Below are 15,418 nucleotides of genomic sequence, written 5' to 3'. Positions count from 1 at the left end.
TTCAGGATATCCCGATGCGCAAAATTGCTTCCGTTGTTCTCGCCAGCCTGTTCGCCGCTCAGGCTTACGCCGCCACGCCAGCCGATACGCTGATTGTCGCTATTCCGCTGGACGGCATTATCAGCTTCGATCCGGCGGAAAGCTTTGAAACCGTCAGCAGCAGCAGTCTGATCAACCTTTATCAAAAACTGGTGGATGCCGATCGCAACGATCCCACAAAGCTGGCGCCGCAGCTGGCGGCTTCATGGCGGCCAGGCGACGACGAGCACAGCCTGATCTTCACCCTGAAGCCGGGCGCGACCTTCGCCAGCGGCAATCCGGTAACTGCGGATGATGTTATCTGGTCGCTGAGCCGCGTGATAAAGCTGAACAAAACGCCCTCTTTTATCCTGAGCGAGTTTGGCTGGACGCCGGAAAACGTCGATCGGCAGCTAATCCGCCGCAGCGACAGCCAGCTGGAAATCCGCTGGCCCGCCGCTATCGGCCGCGATCTGGCGCTGCGCCTGCTGACCGCGCCGGTTGCTTCGATTGTCGATCGCAAACTTGCGGAGCAGCACAGCAACAATGATTACGGCAATGGCTGGCTGCGCGATCGCTCCGCCGGCAGCGGCGCTTACACCATCCGCAACTTTGTGCCGCAGCAGGCGCTGGTGCTGGAGGAGAGCAGTTATGCCAGGCCGCAGCCAAAGCTGAAGCGGGTAATTTTGAAAGGCGTGGCCGATCCGGGGTCGCGTCGCCTGCTGCTACAACAGGGCGACGTCGATGTCGCCTATGATTTAGGCGCGGATCAGTTCGCGGCGCTGCAAAATCAGCCTGGCGTCAAGGTTGCCAGCTTCCCTTCCAGCCTGATTTACTATCTGGGCTTCAATACCCAGGATAAACAGCAGCCCGCTTTAGGCAATCCGGCGCTGTGGCAGGCAGCGCGCTGGCTGGTGGACTATCAGGCGATTTCACAGCAGCTGCTGAAAGGCCAGTATCAGATACATCAAAGCTTCCTGCCGCAGGGTTTCGACGGCGCGCTGGAGAACCAGCCTTTCCATTACGATCTGGCGAAAGCCAAAGCGATTCTGCAGCAGGGAGGCATCGCGCCCGGCACCCGCTTTGCGCTGACCATTGTGAATCAGCCGCCTTATACCGATATAGCCCAGGCGCTGCAGGCCAGCTTTGCCAAAGCAGATATCGATATCGCTATCCAGCCGGTGGCGGAAGCGGAGCTGTGGAGCAAAATGCGCGGCAGAGATTTTCAGTCGATCTTTATCTACTGGGGCGCGGACTATATCGATCCCAACACCAATGCCAGCGCCTTCGCCTTTAATGTGCCGGGCGGCTCGAAAACCCTGGCCTGGCGGCTGGGCTGGACGATCCCTCAGCTAAGCCAGCAGACCAAAGATGCCGCTGCAGAAAGCGATAAGCAGAAGCGCAGCGCGCTGTATCAGCAGCTGCAGACGCGGGTTCAGCAGGATTCGCCTTATGTGGTAACGCTGCAGGGAGAGAAGCTGGTGGGTTTGCGCAGTAACGTGCGGGGCGCCCAGCAAAGCATCGGCGTGAGTACGCTCTATTACGATAGCGTTAGTAAGCTGTAAGGGGAAGACGGGCGGCGAACCGCCCGGCGGCTATCAGGAGATAGCGGAGTCAGAGGCGTGTTTATGCTTATCGGACTCGAAATGCGTCTTGAACTGCTCGTAAATAGAGATCATGTTCGAGGCGTCGCCCTGCATTGGGCTGAGTTTACCTGCGCGAACCAGCTCGATAACCAGCTGCAGCGCGGCCTGTTTCGGGCTGCTTGAAGGATGGGCGATTTCAGATGACATAGCGACTTCCTTGAAAAAGAGTAAAGCGTAATTTTAACAACTTTCACCGATCCCGGCAGAAAATTTTCGCGTTCAGGGCGACAGACTCCCCTGGATCGCCGTGTTGTCACGATCTTTCGTCGATCGTTCGGCTACGGTGGATCGCCTCCGGGTTTTCTAATCCATTAATAATGCATAACTATGCATTAACAAAGCTTTGTACAGGTTTAAATAAAACTTGTACAACAAGGTAAAAACGATTACATTTCCGTCCGTAACGTATTATGCATTTGCATAGCCTCAGGAAGTGCAGTAGGGTTTCCCACTTCCCGAGGCAATTTTTTCCGCCTAAGCCAAATCCCCTTTTGCCTCGCCTAAGCCAAATTTCTCTTCTTTGATTCGCTGTTGATCTTCCGCTGGCCCTGAATACGCCGCCGCTGCGCTTTGATATTGATCATTTTACTTCCTGAAATCTGCTGATTTTTAAGCTTGTTTTCCCGTCAGACCGGCAGGAATTTCAATCCCGGCTATATTAAGAGTTTTCCCGCTGATTTTACCAGGCTTCGTCCGATATTATCCGCGAAGGCTTGCAGGCGGCCGTACCGGAGCGCTAACGTCATGGCTTATCGCTGGCGGTGGCTGAGCCAGGCCCTTATTGTTAACTTCTGGCTTTTTATCATGAATGCATCTAACGCTCTTCTCGCCGCGCCGCTTCTTGTTGCCGCGCTGCTGCCGCTGACCGCGCAGGCGGAAACCATCACGCTGACGCTCTCCCAGGAACAGGACGGCGGTACAGCGGGACGCGCCTGCATGTATATCCATCAGGGACAGGCTGAATACCGCGTCGTCAAACCTGATGAGATCTGCCCCGCCACGCTGATTGTTGAGAGCCCGACGCACCGCGCCTGAACGCTTTTTTCCTGTCCGGAGATACGTCTGCACGATGGAGTATGTTACCTTTAGCCGAATGGCTATAATCTGACTGCTCGCGGCCGATTACGCTTTCTGACAAGGAGTTAAGTGTTGAGAAGAATGAATATTAAGCTGCTGACGCTGGTGGCCACCTGTCTGGTTATTTTGCTGCATACGGCGGCTATCCCTTTCAGCTATTTCCACCAGGCCTGGTCAGTTTCCGTCATGTACGAAGTGCTTGGTCGCGTCGCGTTTCCGCTGTTTTTGCTTATCGCCGGCTACGTCTCCTTAAATAAAAATGAGTCGCTGCTCAGCACGTTAAAAACCCGCGTGCTGGATCTGGTTATTCCGCTGATCGCCTGGTCCGCTATTTATATTATTTATAATAAAGAGGTGAATGCGGATACTTCTCCGGTCAGCGTGCTGGAGCTGCTCAGCACGCCCGCTTATCCGCATTTGTGGTTTATTTACACCATGATCCTGCTTTATCTGGTGACGCCGCTATTGAACACCTTTATCCAGAACGGTAGCCAGCAGCGCGTTAATTATACGGTGACCGTCTGGTTTGTGCTGGCTTCGGTTTATGTCCTGTTTGATAACGTAAAAGCCAATTTGCTGGAAGGTCATGCTATTCCGGCACCCAGCAATATTGATATGGTGGTGTATCTGTCAGGCTTTTATATTATCGGCGGCGTGGCGAGGCGTTTTGCCATTAATCCCAAAGTGGTGATTTCCGGCATCGTGTTTGTCCTTTCCGCCGTCTTAACCGCGGTGATGAGCTATTCGCTCTCCATCAGCACCTTTGCGCCAAACCAGATTTTTCTGTTCTACTCCGCGCCAACGATAGTGGTGGTGTCGCTGGCCTGCTTCTTTATGCTGCTGAACGCGCCCTTCCGCTACGGCAAACGAGCGGTGCGACTGATTCATGGGCTGTCGCGCCTGAGTCTGGGGATTTTCTTTGTGCATATGATGGTGCTGGAGACGCTGCTTCGTCTGCTGCATATCAATTTTGAGGGTTACTGGTCGGCGCTGACTATTCCCGCCGTGGCGCTGGTCTGCTTCGCCATCTCCGCTGTCGTCAGCTGGCTGCTGCGGCAGATCCCCTGGGTGCGTCGTATTACCTGATAAATTGAAAACGGCCGCGGTGGAAGCGGCCGTTCTTCCGGCAAATAACCGGGCGCCACGAGCAGTCAGTAGCTGGCTGCAGCAAATTTTTGTGGCTGATTGATCGCTCTGCGGGCAATCCAGTACAGCAATATCCTCTCTTCATCGACGTCCTGATCCGCCATCGCCAGCAGCTTCAGCGCCAGCGTAGCCTTATTGACAGGCTGACCGGTGATGCTCAGGTCAACCACCGCTTTGCCGATAATGGTACACACTTCCTCATCGCTCGAAGTCAGTAGATCGTGGTCTGTACTCATCGTCTCCTCCTGTTATGGGTAAACGTTAAGTCTGGCAGAAGCTGACGAGATTGCCATCTCATGGTCTTTTAAACTAATTATTTCGATGCTGCCGCTATTTTCCACTTTTGTTAATTAAATCAGTCGCCGACAGGCATGACGCTTTTTTCTGTTCACACTTTTTAACCACAATAAATATGGCTACACACTTTTTTCGGTCCAAAATTTGCCTTAAATACTTTCCACCCCCAACCTAAAAAAATTTATCCATCGTTTAATCTGAAAATAGCAGTAAAACTCTGGATACGTTCGGATCTTATTTATGTCCAGCAGCGATCGTTTTATCGCCGCCTGCCCTTAAAATATTTATTAAGATTAATCTGTATTACCGGCATTATCGCCCGTATGGCGCGCCACCTGGATAAAAATAAGCGCGGCGGCGGCAATACGCCGCGTCACCCACGCTCTGGTAAAACGTGGATCTGTTTACGCCATTCTTAAATAGAAAAAAGGCAAAAAGGCTGTTTTGTCACTATTTGCAACGCAAAGGATTAAAACTACTCTTTCAGGCAACAACACCTGCATAACGCTTGAGGATAAATATAATGAAAAAAATCACCGCGCTGGCTCTGTTCCTGATTGCAACGGGCAGCCACAGCGCTTTTGCCGCACCAGCACCAGCCGCTGCCGGCGTCGCCGCCGGCAGTGAAGCCACTACCCTTTCCGACGGCAACTCTAATGCCGTTGGCGTTGGCGCCGTAGGCGCGCTGCTTGGCATCGCTCTGGCGACGATGGGCGGCGGCGGCGATGGTTCCAGCACCGGCACCACGACCACCACCACAACGTCCACCACCGCGCATTAATTTTACTGCGTTGCCGGCCTTTTCACGCCAAAAGGCCGGTTTTAACCCGCCGTTGCTGTTCCTTATTTATCCGGCCGCCACGCTATCTGTACAGATGGCGTCCATCGGCCGCCTCGCTTTTCACCTATACTTGGGACTGATTTGGTTTTACTACGGAGGAAGCGATGTTAATCGGCTTCGTTTTACTGGTTAGCGCCTGCGGTCACGACGCCTGTGACGCCTTGCCCGTGTCCGAGCATATTTTTCCGACGCGCGCAGCCTGTGAGCGTATGGCTGACCGAATACATGAGCGTCGCCCCAACGCGGTTCTGCTGTGCGGCGAAGTTTACCGCAATCATGGTAATGAAATAACTAATGTCAAATAGGGCGGGAGCGCCTGGTATTTCGCCAGTTGCGGATGAAGAGGGATTTTATTTATACCTGTTTAATATGAATAAAAATTCACGCAGACGGCTCAATTCGAACCGCCTGGTCTGTCGGCTACAAACCCAGCTCGCTCAGGCCGGGATGGTCGTCCGGTCGACGACCCAATGGCCAGTGATATTTACGCTCGCTCTCTTTAATCGGTAAATCGTTCACGCAGGCGTAACGCTGAGACATTAATCCGTTCTCGTCGAACGCCCAGTTTTCATTGCCGTAGGAACGAAACCAGTTGCCGGAATCATCATGCCATTCGTAGGCGTAGCGCACCGCAATGCGGTTGCCTTCGAACGCCCATAGCTCCTTAATCAGCCGGTACTCCAGCTCTTTCGCCCATTTACGGCTGAGAAAAGCTTCGGCTTCATGACGGCCAGTAATAAATTCCGCCCGGTTGCGCCACTGCGTATCCAGGGTATAGGCCAGCGCCACTTTTTGCGCATCGCGGCTGTTCCAGCCATCCTCCGCCAGGCGGACTTTTTGCATGGCCGTTTCCCGCGTGAAAGGCGGCAACGGCAGGCGGCGTTCGTTTTCAGTCATGGCTTCTCCTGGCAGGCTGCGGGCTATTGCGCTTCCGCCTTCTCGTCGACGTAGCGCGTCACCGCCAGCAGTCGGTTGATATGGGTAAGCAGCAGATCGATGTCCGACTGCAGAAAGCTTTGGCCTGACGTCGTGGCCGCCACGATGGCGTTCTGAATATTTTCAGAGATCGTCGATGCGCCGTCGCCTTTGCCCGCCGTCAGCACCAGCGCGGCCACTACCAGCGACTGCGCTTCCACCTGCGCCGTCAGTTCCTTTGCGTCGACCTCAATTTTGGCCATTTTTAGTAAAATATCGATTACAAGCTGCTTCATAATTTATCCCCGAAATAGATCATTCCAGAAATTACCACCGAGCTTTACCACGAGCAAACTGAAACCGACTTCTGACGCCTCTTCCGACGCTTTCTGCAACGCCTTTTCATGATCCAGCGTGATTTTCAGGCGAAATGGTCATTTTACCATCGCCAGGCCAATTATATTTCCCGTTTCGCCTGGCTAAATGCCGCCGGTGGATTAGATTTAATCCTGTGATCTTTATCACACCAAAATAATAACATTGGCAAGGGAGTAACTTGTGACTCAAACCTCAAACGGCGGGACAGCCGGCACCACGTCGAACACTTCGATTGAACCTTTGGTAAAAGTCATTGCGTTTATCGCCACGCTGGGCGGTCTGCTCTTTGGTTACGACACCGGAGTTATCGCGGGCGCGCTGCTGTTTATGAAGCACGACCTGCATTTGACCTCGCTGACTACCGGCATGGTCACCAGCTTTCTGATCCTCGGCTCCGCTATCGGCGCCATTTTCGCCGGACGCGTGGCGGATCGCTTTGGCCGTAAAAAAATCATTCTGCTGATGGCCGTGATCTTTATGATCGGCTCGCTGGGCTGCGCCACCGCGCCAAATGTGGAAATGATGATTAGCTTTCGCTTTATCCTCGGCCTGGCCGTTGGCGGCGCGGCAGCTATCGTTCCTGTCTATATCGCAGAGATAGTGCCGGCGAACCGTCGCTGGCAGTTTGTGACGCTGCAGGAATTGATGATCGTTTCCGGCCAGCTGATCGCCTATACCAGCAACGCCGCCATCAACGAAATCTGGGGCGGCGAAACCACCTGGCGCTGGATGCTGGGCGTGGCCTGCGTCCCGGCCGTTATTCTCTGGGTAGGTATGCTGTTTCTGCCCGATACGCCTCGCTGGTACGCGATGCATGGCCGCTACCGCGAAGCGCGTGACGTGCTGGAGCGCACTCGTCATTCGCGCATGGTTGAGAAAGAGATGGGCGATATTCGCAAATCGATGTCTTCCAAAAGCGAGAAAAATGCTCGCCGTAAGAAAACAATTTCGACCTGGATGAAGCGTCTGGTGGCGCTCGGCATCGGCGTGGCGATGCTGCAACAGCTTTCCGGCGTCAACACGATAATGTTCTATGCGCCGACGATGCTGCAGGCTACGGGCCTCGGCACTAACGCCTCGCTGCTGGCGACCATCGCCAACGGCGTAATTTCGGTGATCATGACCTTTGTAGGCATTATGCTGCTGAGCCGCTTCGGTCGTCGTCCGCTGTTGCTGACCGGTCAGATCGGCTGTACCTGTACGCTGCTGGCGATCGGGCTGCTGACCTGGCTGATGCCGGAAACCGTCGACGGGCATCCGGACGTGCTGCGCAGCTATCTGGTGCTGGCCGGTATGCTAATCTTCCTCTGCTTCCAGCAGGGCGCGCTGTCGCCAGTGACCTGGCTGCTGCTGTCGGAGATGTTCCCGATGCGCATCCGCGGCATGGCTAACGGCATTTCGGTGTTCGCCATGCAGATGACCAACTTTTCCATCGCGTTTCTTTTCCCGACGCTGCTGGAGACGTTTGGTCTGACCAACACCTTTTTCGCCTTCGCCGCTATCGGCATCGCAGGCGGCATTTTCGCCGTCCTGTTCGCGCCGGAAACGCAGGGCAAAACGCTGGAACAGATTGAGAAACACTTTAAAAAGCATTTGCAGGATGATCCTGCCCCACAGACGGGCAGCTAACCGAAGCGCCAGGGAAGGCGCTTTTAACCTTCTGACAGCCCGCTTCCGCCGGCTGTTATTGGCGTATAAGGAGGCCTGATATGGGAACGGCGATATTTATGGTTTTAATGGTCTGCGGCTACTGGTACACCAGCCGCGACCTCTCTACCCGCTTTAAAATCAAACGTTCGTTTGGCTGGGACGTCTATTTCCTGGTCGCGCTCTACGGCTGTATTTTCGTCCTTCAGGGCGTTATCGCCACCGGGCTGGTCTGGCTTTTCCTGCTTATCTGCTCTTCCCTGCTTAATCTTATGCCTGAGCTGACCGGCAGCCATCACTACAACTGGCAGATGGAGTTTATGAACTGGAGCTTTCTCGGCATCCAGGCGCCGGTGGTGGTGATGCTTACCTTCGCAGTGCTGTTCTGCCTCTATCGCTCTAACTGGTCAGGCAGCGCTCGCCTGAACAGCACGGGCCGCAAAAAACTTTATAAAAAGCTTTCGCGCTCTAATGGCGTCGAAGGGCTGCTTTTCCAGTGTATGGAAGAAGGCGAACTCGCCTGGGTAACGCTAAAGTCACGTCGTATCTATATCGGCATGATCCACACCGCTTCCTATGAAACCGAGAACACCGCCAATATCGTCCTGATCCCGATGCTGAGCGGCTACCGTGACGGCAAAACGTTGAATCTGTGCGTTGAGCACAACTACAGTAAATGGTATGCGGAACACAACATTACGCTGGATTCAGAACCGAAATCCGCGATGGCGTTTCGTAAGGTGATTCTGCTGGACCAGATTGAAAGCCTGTCGCTGTTCGATGCGGCCAGCGCCAGCGCACTGGCTTTCGACAGCGACGACGACGAAGAACAGCCGCCGCAGTAACGCGCTGGCGGCATTGTCAGCCCATCAGCAGCGTAATCAGCCAGAAACCGACGAAAGTCATCAGCAGAGAACCGACGACGTGGGTCAGCATAGAAATCATCGCCCACAGATAGTTGCCCGCCTGCATCAGCGTCACGATTTCCAGCGAAAAAGTGGAAAACGTCGTCATGCCGCCGCAAAGTCCGGTGGTGATTAACAATTTCCAGAAGGGATCGATCTGAGGATGGCGCAGAAACCAGGCCATCGCGCCGCCGATAATAAACCCGCCCAGCAGATTGACCAGCAGCGTTCCCGGCGGCAGGTTGGGAAACAGCGTGTTAAGGCGAACGGCCAGCAACCAGCGGATGATACAGCCGGCTGAAGCGCCGACAATCAAAGCAATCAGCGGTTTAAACATGAATTTTCTCAGTAAGATAGCGAAACTGGCGCGATAAGCCCAACGCGCGATCCTCCGTACCGAAAGCGCTACCCGTCCCGGTTGGCAAAGACAGATGTTCAGGGCAGCTCAGCCTAATCAGTCCACGCTTTTTTTGCAAGCACGTCGCCCGGATATGAGTCCTGTCCATAACGGCAGTCATATGAATTTACTGATTTTTTATAGCGCGGCTCGCCTGCCAGGCTATGCTTGCCCGGGTATTGTCGATCCGGAAGCTGTGTTATAGCCATGCGTTTTTTCCCTATTCCAAAACAGGATTTATTGCTGGGCCTTTGCTGTTTGCCTGCGCTAATCGCCATCTGGCTCGCCGGCTTTACTTTTGATCGGCTACCGGCCGCCGGCCTGGTGGCGAGCGGCGCGCTGACGCTGGCGTTCGGCGCCAATAAAACCTGGGGCGGATCTTCTTTTTCTCTGCTGTTCACTACCACGCTGGGCATCGCCTTCTCCTCCTGGCTCGGCTGTGTGACAGGCGATATTCTGCCGCTCTATATTCTTGTCGCCATGCTCTATGCGGCCGTCTACGTCACCATGGCCAACGTCGACGAGAGCGCCTGGTGGATGCTGCTGCAGTGGTCGATTGCTTATCTGGTGTCTGGTTATTACGCCGGTTCGCTGGCGCACGCCACCGATCGGGCGATGCTGGTCGGCTCCGGCGGTTTGATTCAGATATTTTTTCTTTACCTGGTTTTCCGCCGCTACCCTTTCTGTCTGAAAGACGTCTGGCCGCGCGCCTGGCTGCGCTTTTTACGCGTCACTACCGGTAAATACAAACATAAAATTCATCTGCAGTGGTCAGTGTTTTTCGCGCTGCTGGCGATGGGGCTGGCGCTTTCGGCCGTGGAGTTTTTCCAGCTAAAAAACGGCTATTGGGCAGGCATGACGCTGCTGATCTGCCTGCGCAACAACTATCGGGATTCGCTGTCGCGGGTGCGGGCGCGCGTGTCAGGGACTTTGCTGGGCAGCGTCACGGCAGCGGCGCTAATCGATCTGTGCCATTCGCCGCTTTATCTGATCGGCGGATTTATGCTGTTTGGCTATCTTGCTTTTACCTGGTCTTATTCGCTGGTCGCCAAATCCTACTTTATTCTGGCTTTGCTCGTTACCATGATGGTGGTTTTTATGATTGCCAGCCTGGGCAATTCACAGCTTGCTGTCGCCACGCATCGTCTGGAAGCCACGGCTATCGGCGGCCTGTTCGCCCTGTTTGCGCTGGTGATGGCCCGCCTGGTTACCCGTAAGCAGATCCTGCTGCGTCGGGCCGGAAAAAACCCTGGCTGAACACTCTGCCTTACCCGCCGGAAGCGCCGCAGTCCGCGCTTCCGGCGCCACGTTTTCTCCGCTATCTGATTCAGGCTGCTCTTCTTTCTCGATCAACGATTCCAGAAACTCACGCTGCCGCGAATTCATTTTCCACTGCTGCAGGCGCGCTTTAATAGATTTCCCGGCAAGATTTTCCATTACCCTAACTCCCATAGCGCTATCACTATCCAGAATATCAGGCAGCCCAGCACGACCATCAGCCAGACTTTGCCGCGGTGCGATAAATATTTACCCACTGATGCTCCCTATCTCGGCCAATAACAGATCCGAGGTAAAATATAGCAAAAAACCTTCTGGCAGGTTATTAATTTCCTTTAAAAAGCAGGTTATTGGCGTACTTCGACAAATATAATAACGATTATCCAGATATTACCTGATAATAGCGACAACAGTGAATAAACAAACCCTTCTAATTTTCGCAACATTATTCAACGAATTAAAAGACAATTTAACTCACTTAAATAAAACAAAAGAAGAACCTTTCACTTTTACTTAGCATTTTACCTTAGGGATAAATTTCCAAATAAATTTTATAAACCCCATAAATAAAAACGACGCCGACCTCAGGCAGTCGGCATCGTCAGTGAAAACCGCTGGCGCTACGGTCAGCTGGTCGCTTCAGCCTGCTCTTCCTCGTTGTTGACCATGGCGGCCTGGATCTCCTCTTCATCCAGCGACGGATTCAGCGCGACGGCCAGCGGCGAACTGGCGAGGCTGTCCGGCACGGCGACGTGTGGCGTTGGATTTTCCGCGTTTTCCTGCTGAACTTCATTACGGTGCCAGCTTAACGCCGCGATCATCGCGCCGCAGACCGCGAAGAACAGGTAGAGCATATGACCGCCCAGCGGCTGCATCAGCGCACCGGTGATCATCGGCCCGATACAGGCGCCGATGCCGAAAGCCATCAGCAGACAGGCCGTCAGCGACACCCGTCTTTCCGGCGCCACGCTATCGTTCGCCATCGCCACCACCAGCGGATAAAGGGAAAATTGCATCATGCTGGTGATAAACGCCGCGGCGGTTATCCAGACAAAAGTAAAATGCAGCGGTAAAGTGAGCAGCAGCGCCGTCAACGCGTAGAGCAGCGCGGTGCCGCAAAGCAGGCGATGACGATTAAAGCGATCGGAAAGCCAGCTCAGAGGAAACTGCGAAATCAGGCCGGCGAAAATAGCGATAGCCATAAACAGGCCCGTCTGCCGCGTGGTAAAGCCCAGCTGGCTGGCGTAAACGGGCGCCATGCCGTAAAACGCGCCAACCGCCATGCCGGTGGCCAGCGTAATCAGCAAGATGCGCGGAATAGCCCGAAAGAAGTAGCCCAGCTCCATCGGCGCCGGCGACATCGGCTGCGCGTTGGTGCGGGTGGTTAGCGCGATAGGCACCAGGCAGAGCGCAAAGCAGAGCGCGACAATCAGCAGGCTGGCGCTGCCGGACGCGGCCTGGCTCATCAGGATGATCTGCCCTGACGACAGGCCAAGATAGGTCGCAACCATATAAAAACCGAAGATCAGGCCGCGCTGGCCCGGTTCCGCCTGGTCGTTCAGCCAGCTTTCCAGCACCATATATTGACACATCATGCACAGGCCGATAATCAGCCGCAGCACTATCCATGCGGGCAGCCACTCCGTTAAACCGTGTCCCAATACGGAAGCGGTAATGATGCCGGCGCAGGCGACATAGGCGCGAATATGGCCGACGCGGGCAATCAGGTTATGCCCGACCTTGCCGCCGATCACCAGCCCGATATAGTTGGCGGCGATAATGCCGCCGATCAGGCTGCCGCTGACCTGCTCGTGCGCCAGGCGCAGCGAGACATAGGTGGTCAGCAGGCCGGAACCCAGCAGCATCAGCAGCGTGGTGGTATACAAAGGTAAAAAGGTGCCGAGGACTTTCTTCATTGCGCTTCCTGTCTTTTTTCGGACTCTATCCGCGTGTATCGACTTTACTGAAAGGGTAATGAAAACCTGGCAGAGACTTTTTATAAAAACAACCAAATCAGCCGACGCCGCGAAATGTTCGCCGCCATTCTGTTGGATTAACGCTAAATTTCGCTTTGAAATTTTGTCGGAACGCGATGACGGAAGAAAAACCTGACAGACGCGCGACGATGACGGTATCTATCTCCGGCAACCCGTACAGGCAGCGGTATCGGCAGGTTACGCAAGTTATTAAAAAGGGCGCTGACAGCGCCCTGGAAAGTAAAACCTTTCTACTGCCCCAGCTCCCGCAGCTTTTTGCCCGCCATCAAATTCTTTTCGATATGCTCAAGAGTGACGTTTTTGGTTTCCGGCACCAGCCAGAAAGTGATGGCGATAAACAGCAGGTTAAAGCCGGTATAGAGCCAGAACGTTCCCGCCGCGCCGATGCCGTCCAGCAGCGTCAGGAAGGTCGCGCCGATAATCATGTTCGCCACCCAGTTAGTGGTGGTGGAACAGGTGATGCCGAAATCGCGGCATTTCAGCGGCTGGATCTCCGAGCAGAGTATCCAGACTACCGGCGCGGCGCTCATCGCATAACCCGCGATACAGAGCATGGTCATGCCGACCGCGACCCAGGAGAGATTCATGCTGGCTTCGCCCTCGCCTACCTTCATCAGGCAGTAGCCGAGGATCAGCGTGGCAAAAGCCATGACCGAGAAGCCGATTTTCAGCACAGGCTTGCGTCCGGCTTTATCCACGGTGAAGACCGCGATAAAGGTCGCCAGCATAAAGGTGACGCCAACCACCACCGTCGCCATCATCTGCTGCTGAGTGCTCTGAAAGCCCGCCATTTTAAAAATCTGCGGCGCATAATACATGATGATATTCATACCGGTAAACTGCTGCATCCCCTGCAGCAACATGCCGAGAAACACGGCGCGCTTCACGTTGCTGTTTTTACGAAACAGCGCCAGCCCGCCCTGCTTCATCTTCAGGCTCTCGCGGATTTCGTTCAGCTCCTGCCTGGCCTTGTCGGAGGTATCGCGCAGCATCCGCAGTACCTCTTCCGCTTCCACATGCAGACCTTTCGCCGCCAGCCAGCGCGGGCTGTTAGGCAGAAAAATCACCATCACGAACAGCAGCACGGCGGGTAACGCCAGTATCCCCAACATGGCGCGCCAGTTGCCGCTATAGCTGAAGGCGGTATCCGATAAAAACGCCAGCAGAATGCCAAAGGTGATCATCAGCTGGTAGGTGCTGATCATCTTACCGCGAATGTTTTCGGTCGCCATTTCGGAAAGGTAGAGCGGCGCAGTATAGGAAGCGATGCCGACGGCGATGCCCAGCAGCACGCGAAAGAGCAGTAACAGCTCCAGATTGACCGACAGCGCCGAGCCGAGCGAGCCTATGATAAACAGCAGCGCGCCGGCCATCAGGCTATATTTACGTCCAAGCCGGTGCGATACCCAGCCGTTACAGATCGCGCCAATCGCCGCGCCCAGCATCATGCTGCTGACGACCCATTCCTGCTGGTGGCTGTCGAGCGCAAAGTGTCGGGTGATAAAGGGCAGCGCGCCCGAAATCACGCCGATATCCAGCCCGAACAGCAGCCCGGCCAGCCCGGCCGAGAACGAAATAAAAAGATTCATCCGCCGGACTTTATTCTTCTGCGCCTGCGGCAGCGCCATACTGTTATCGATTGAAGCCATTATCTAACCCCGGTTTTTAATCTGTCTGTCGGTAACATACAGATTCGGGCTGAGCGGAGTTATGTAAAAGAGTCCACAGGCATGGACAAAACGGCTGTGGCGGAGCGAGATGTGATGGCGATCGCATTCCTTTGCGCGTGTTCAGGCGAGCGGATCGCTTTCCGACCAGTTATAGGTCACCAGTCGTAGCCGGATAGCGCCGGTAATATCGCCATAACGCTGATTAATCCGCGCCTTAAAAAACTGCTGCAGGCGTTCGGGCAGCGTTGGCGCCTCGTAACGCAGCAGCGTACTGTGCCAGAACGGCGGCGGTCGATCGCTGCCGTTATACCTCGCCCGCAGCGGCTCTGCCCAGTCGGAACCGGCCAGCGCCTCCCAGAAGGCTTTTCTGCGCGCGACGTCCGCCGCCTGTGGAATGCCGGCGATAAGTAGTTGATTAGGCAAAGCCACCAGCCGCAGATCGCGTATGCTCAGCTCGCTTCCCAGACAGTGCGCTGCGGCTATTTTCCTGAGCTCATCGACGCCTTCTGGTGGATGCGCAAAATCGTAGCGTGAAAGCGTTATCGCCAGAAAAGTCAGGTGAAAATGGGCGGGCTGCATAATATCGGCGAGCGGATCGTCCAGCACCCGCTGCTGCAGTTCCGTCAGCAGCGTCTGCAACGGCTGGGTTAACTCAGGCTGAATACCGGTAGCGATGGCTTTTAACTTTTCCGGATAGAAACCCCGATGCGCTTCGGCCGCCGCAGGAGCGCGCCAGAGGCGCAGCGTCTCCTGCGAACGCTGATGATAGATTTGCGCTAAATCGTCGCTTGCCGACATGCTTTTTCTCCGGAGCGTTAAAAATAGCGTTCCAGTGTAGGAGATAAGCGGCGTTGAGCAAACGGCAGGCTGTAAGAAAACAATTGGGGTGCGGGAAACGCGAGCCGCCTCTGCGTAAATTCAGAGGCGGCTCACGGTTCAGACCTGACAATCAGACATCCTCCTCCATATCCTCGTCGTCCTCATCATCGGAGTCGAGATCGTCATCTTCCAGAGGCGCATCGATTTCCTCATCATCCTCCAGCGGATCGACGATTTCATCGCTGCCTTCCGGGATATCCTTATGGTCCTCATCAGCCGGGTATTCAGCGTCATCAGGAACGGGTTCCTGGTAATCGGGACGTTCAGACATAGCCACCTCCATCAACCCATATGGGTCAGTTAACTATAGTGGCTGACACTAAACCG

Annotated in this window: 17 protein-coding genes; 8 read left to right on the top strand and 9 right to left on the bottom strand. The window is 54.7% G+C overall.

Going from position 1 to position 15,418, the window contains the following annotated elements; genetic code table 11:
- Positions 1–14: 14 nt before the first annotated feature.
- Positions 15–1,583 (top strand): ABC transporter substrate-binding protein, encoded by a 1,569-nt coding sequence (locus tag MKZ79_RS14885; RefSeq protein ID WP_336143260.1) that lies wholly within the window; start codon positions 15–17, stop codon positions 1,581–1,583.
- A gap of 33 nt (positions 1,584–1,616) precedes the next feature.
- Here MKZ79_RS14885 and MKZ79_RS14880 read toward each other — a convergent pair whose 3' ends face one another.
- The gene (locus MKZ79_RS14880) at positions 1,617–1,811 is read right to left on the bottom strand and encodes a hypothetical protein (RefSeq protein WP_336143259.1); all 195 of its coding nucleotides are present in this window, start codon (positions 1,809–1,811) and stop codon (positions 1,617–1,619) included.
- Between the two features lie 657 nt (positions 1,812–2,468).
- Here MKZ79_RS14880 and MKZ79_RS14875 point away from each other — a divergent pair.
- Positions 2,469–2,699, top strand: coding sequence for a hypothetical protein (locus tag MKZ79_RS14875; protein WP_336143258.1), 231 nt, complete (start codon positions 2,469–2,471; stop codon positions 2,697–2,699).
- A 111-nt stretch (positions 2,700–2,810) separates the two neighbouring features.
- Positions 2,811–3,827, top strand: a complete 1,017-nt coding sequence (locus MKZ79_RS14870; protein WP_336143257.1) for an acyltransferase — start codon at positions 2,811–2,813, stop codon at positions 3,825–3,827.
- A 65-nt stretch (positions 3,828–3,892) separates the two neighbouring features.
- On the opposite strand, the gene MKZ79_RS14865 is transcribed toward MKZ79_RS14870, so the two are convergent.
- Positions 3,893–4,123 carry a hypothetical protein gene (locus MKZ79_RS14865; RefSeq protein ID WP_336143253.1) on the bottom strand — a complete coding sequence of 77 codons (231 nt, stop codon included), beginning with the start codon at positions 4,121–4,123 and terminating at the stop codon, positions 3,893–3,895.
- A gap of 584 nt (positions 4,124–4,707) precedes the next feature.
- On the opposite strand from MKZ79_RS14865, the gene yjbE reads away from it, so the two are divergent.
- Both yjbE and MKZ79_RS14855 read left to right on the top strand, forming a co-directional pair.
- Complete coding sequence (gene yjbE, locus MKZ79_RS14860; protein WP_336143251.1) at positions 4,708–4,965, top strand: exopolysaccharide production protein YjbE; 258 nt, start codon at positions 4,708–4,710, stop codon at positions 4,963–4,965.
- Positions 4,966–5,129: 164 nt separating this feature from the next.
- Positions 5,130–5,330 (top strand): hypothetical protein, encoded by a 201-nt coding sequence (locus MKZ79_RS14855; RefSeq protein WP_336143249.1) that lies wholly within the window; start codon positions 5,130–5,132, stop codon positions 5,328–5,330.
- Between the two features lie 115 nt (positions 5,331–5,445).
- Here the strand turns inward: MKZ79_RS14855 and MKZ79_RS14850 are convergent, their stop codons facing one another.
- The gene (locus MKZ79_RS14850; protein WP_336143247.1) at positions 5,446–5,922 is read right to left on the bottom strand and encodes a nuclear transport factor 2 family protein; all 477 of its coding nucleotides are present in this window, start codon (positions 5,920–5,922) and stop codon (positions 5,446–5,448) included.
- A 23-nt stretch (positions 5,923–5,945) separates the two neighbouring features.
- Positions 5,946–6,236, bottom strand: a complete 291-nt coding sequence (gene iraP, locus MKZ79_RS14845; RefSeq protein ID WP_336143245.1) for an anti-adapter protein IraP — start codon at positions 6,234–6,236, stop codon at positions 5,946–5,948.
- 262 nt (positions 6,237–6,498) lie between these two features.
- Here iraP and MKZ79_RS14840 point away from each other — a divergent pair, with 262 nt between their 5' ends.
- Together MKZ79_RS14840 and MKZ79_RS14835 are read left to right on the top strand one after the other, a co-directional pair.
- Entirely contained in the window at positions 6,499–7,947 is a 1,449-nt protein-coding gene (locus MKZ79_RS14840; RefSeq protein ID WP_336143244.1) for a sugar porter family MFS transporter, read from the top strand.
- Positions 7,948–8,027: 80 nt separating this feature from the next.
- On the top strand, positions 8,028–8,810 hold the full coding sequence (locus tag MKZ79_RS14835; protein WP_336143243.1) for a hypothetical protein: 783 nt from the start codon (positions 8,028–8,030) through the stop codon (positions 8,808–8,810).
- A gap of 16 nt (positions 8,811–8,826) precedes the next feature.
- Here MKZ79_RS14835 and crcB read toward each other — a convergent pair whose 3' ends face one another.
- Entirely contained in the window at positions 8,827–9,207 is a 381-nt protein-coding gene (gene crcB, locus MKZ79_RS14830) for a fluoride efflux transporter CrcB (RefSeq protein WP_336143241.1), read from the bottom strand.
- A 267-nt stretch (positions 9,208–9,474) separates the two neighbouring features.
- Here crcB and MKZ79_RS14825 point away from each other — a divergent pair, with 267 nt between their 5' ends.
- Entirely contained in the window at positions 9,475–10,524 is a 1,050-nt protein-coding gene (locus MKZ79_RS14825) for an FUSC family protein (protein WP_336143239.1), read from the top strand.
- Positions 10,525–11,171: 647 nt separating this feature from the next.
- Here MKZ79_RS14825 and MKZ79_RS14820 read toward each other — a convergent pair.
- The 4 genes from MKZ79_RS14820 to MKZ79_RS14805 all read right to left on the bottom strand — a co-directional run bounded on the left by MKZ79_RS14820 (position 11,172) and on the right by MKZ79_RS14805 (position 15,362).
- Positions 11,172–12,461: an MFS transporter gene (locus MKZ79_RS14820; protein ID WP_336143237.1), complete on the bottom strand. Its 1,290-nt coding sequence runs from the start codon at positions 12,459–12,461 to the stop codon at positions 11,172–11,174.
- 311 nt (positions 12,462–12,772) lie between these two features.
- Positions 12,773–14,191, bottom strand: coding sequence for a sugar porter family MFS transporter (locus tag MKZ79_RS14815; protein WP_336143236.1), 1,419 nt, complete (start codon positions 14,189–14,191; stop codon positions 12,773–12,775).
- Positions 14,192–14,332: 141 nt separating this feature from the next.
- The gene (locus MKZ79_RS14810; RefSeq protein ID WP_336143235.1) at positions 14,333–15,010 is read right to left on the bottom strand and encodes a hypothetical protein; all 678 of its coding nucleotides are present in this window, start codon (positions 15,008–15,010) and stop codon (positions 14,333–14,335) included.
- Between the two features lie 151 nt (positions 15,011–15,161).
- Positions 15,162–15,362 carry a hypothetical protein gene (locus MKZ79_RS14805; protein ID WP_336143234.1) on the bottom strand — a complete coding sequence of 67 codons (201 nt, stop codon included), beginning with the start codon at positions 15,360–15,362 and terminating at the stop codon, positions 15,162–15,164.
- Positions 15,363–15,418: the final 56 nt, after the last annotated feature.

The sequence above is a fragment of the Erwinia sp. CGal63 genome, assembly GCF_037026505.1.
Taxonomy (GTDB): Bacteria; Pseudomonadota; Gammaproteobacteria; order Enterobacterales; family Enterobacteriaceae; genus Erwinia.
The sequence above is the reverse complement of the archived record's forward strand: the minus strand, read 5'-3'. Positions and strand labels throughout refer to the sequence as shown.

What these genes read in the sequence shown, in the direction of transcription:
- MKZ79_RS14885 (WP_336143260.1), top strand. Translation starts at nt 15, where the DNA reads ATGCGCAAAATTGCTTCCGTTGTTCTCGCCAGCCTGTTCGCCGCTCAG.
- MKZ79_RS14880 (WP_336143259.1), bottom strand. Translation starts at nt 1,811, where the DNA reads ATGTCATCTGAAATCGCCCATCCTTCAAGCAGCCCGAAACAGGCCGCG.
- MKZ79_RS14875 (WP_336143258.1), top strand. Translation starts at nt 2,469, where the DNA reads ATGAATGCATCTAACGCTCTTCTCGCCGCGCCGCTTCTTGTTGCCGCG.
- MKZ79_RS14865 (WP_336143253.1), bottom strand. Translation starts at nt 4,123, where the DNA reads ATGAGTACAGACCACGATCTACTGACTTCGAGCGATGAGGAAGTGTGT.
- yjbE (WP_336143251.1), top strand. Translation starts at nt 4,708, where the DNA reads ATGAAAAAAATCACCGCGCTGGCTCTGTTCCTGATTGCAACGGGCAGC.
- MKZ79_RS14855 (WP_336143249.1), top strand. Translation starts at nt 5,130, where the DNA reads ATGTTAATCGGCTTCGTTTTACTGGTTAGCGCCTGCGGTCACGACGCC.
- MKZ79_RS14850 (WP_336143247.1), bottom strand. Translation starts at nt 5,922, where the DNA reads ATGACTGAAAACGAACGCCGCCTGCCGTTGCCGCCTTTCACGCGGGAA.
- iraP (WP_336143245.1), bottom strand. Translation starts at nt 6,236, where the DNA reads ATGAAGCAGCTTGTAATCGATATTTTACTAAAAATGGCCAAAATTGAG.
- MKZ79_RS14835 (WP_336143243.1), top strand. Translation starts at nt 8,028, where the DNA reads ATGGGAACGGCGATATTTATGGTTTTAATGGTCTGCGGCTACTGGTAC.
- crcB (WP_336143241.1), bottom strand. Translation starts at nt 9,207, where the DNA reads ATGTTTAAACCGCTGATTGCTTTGATTGTCGGCGCTTCAGCCGGCTGT.
- MKZ79_RS14825 (WP_336143239.1), top strand. Translation starts at nt 9,475, where the DNA reads ATGCGTTTTTTCCCTATTCCAAAACAGGATTTATTGCTGGGCCTTTGC.
- MKZ79_RS14820 (WP_336143237.1), bottom strand. Translation starts at nt 12,461, where the DNA reads ATGAAGAAAGTCCTCGGCACCTTTTTACCTTTGTATACCACCACGCTG.
- MKZ79_RS14815 (WP_336143236.1), bottom strand. Translation starts at nt 14,191, where the DNA reads ATGGCTTCAATCGATAACAGTATGGCGCTGCCGCAGGCGCAGAAGAAT.
- MKZ79_RS14810 (WP_336143235.1), bottom strand. Translation starts at nt 15,010, where the DNA reads ATGTCGGCAAGCGACGATTTAGCGCAAATCTATCATCAGCGTTCGCAG.
- MKZ79_RS14805 (WP_336143234.1), bottom strand. Translation starts at nt 15,362, where the DNA reads ATGTCTGAACGTCCCGATTACCAGGAACCCGTTCCTGATGACGCTGAA.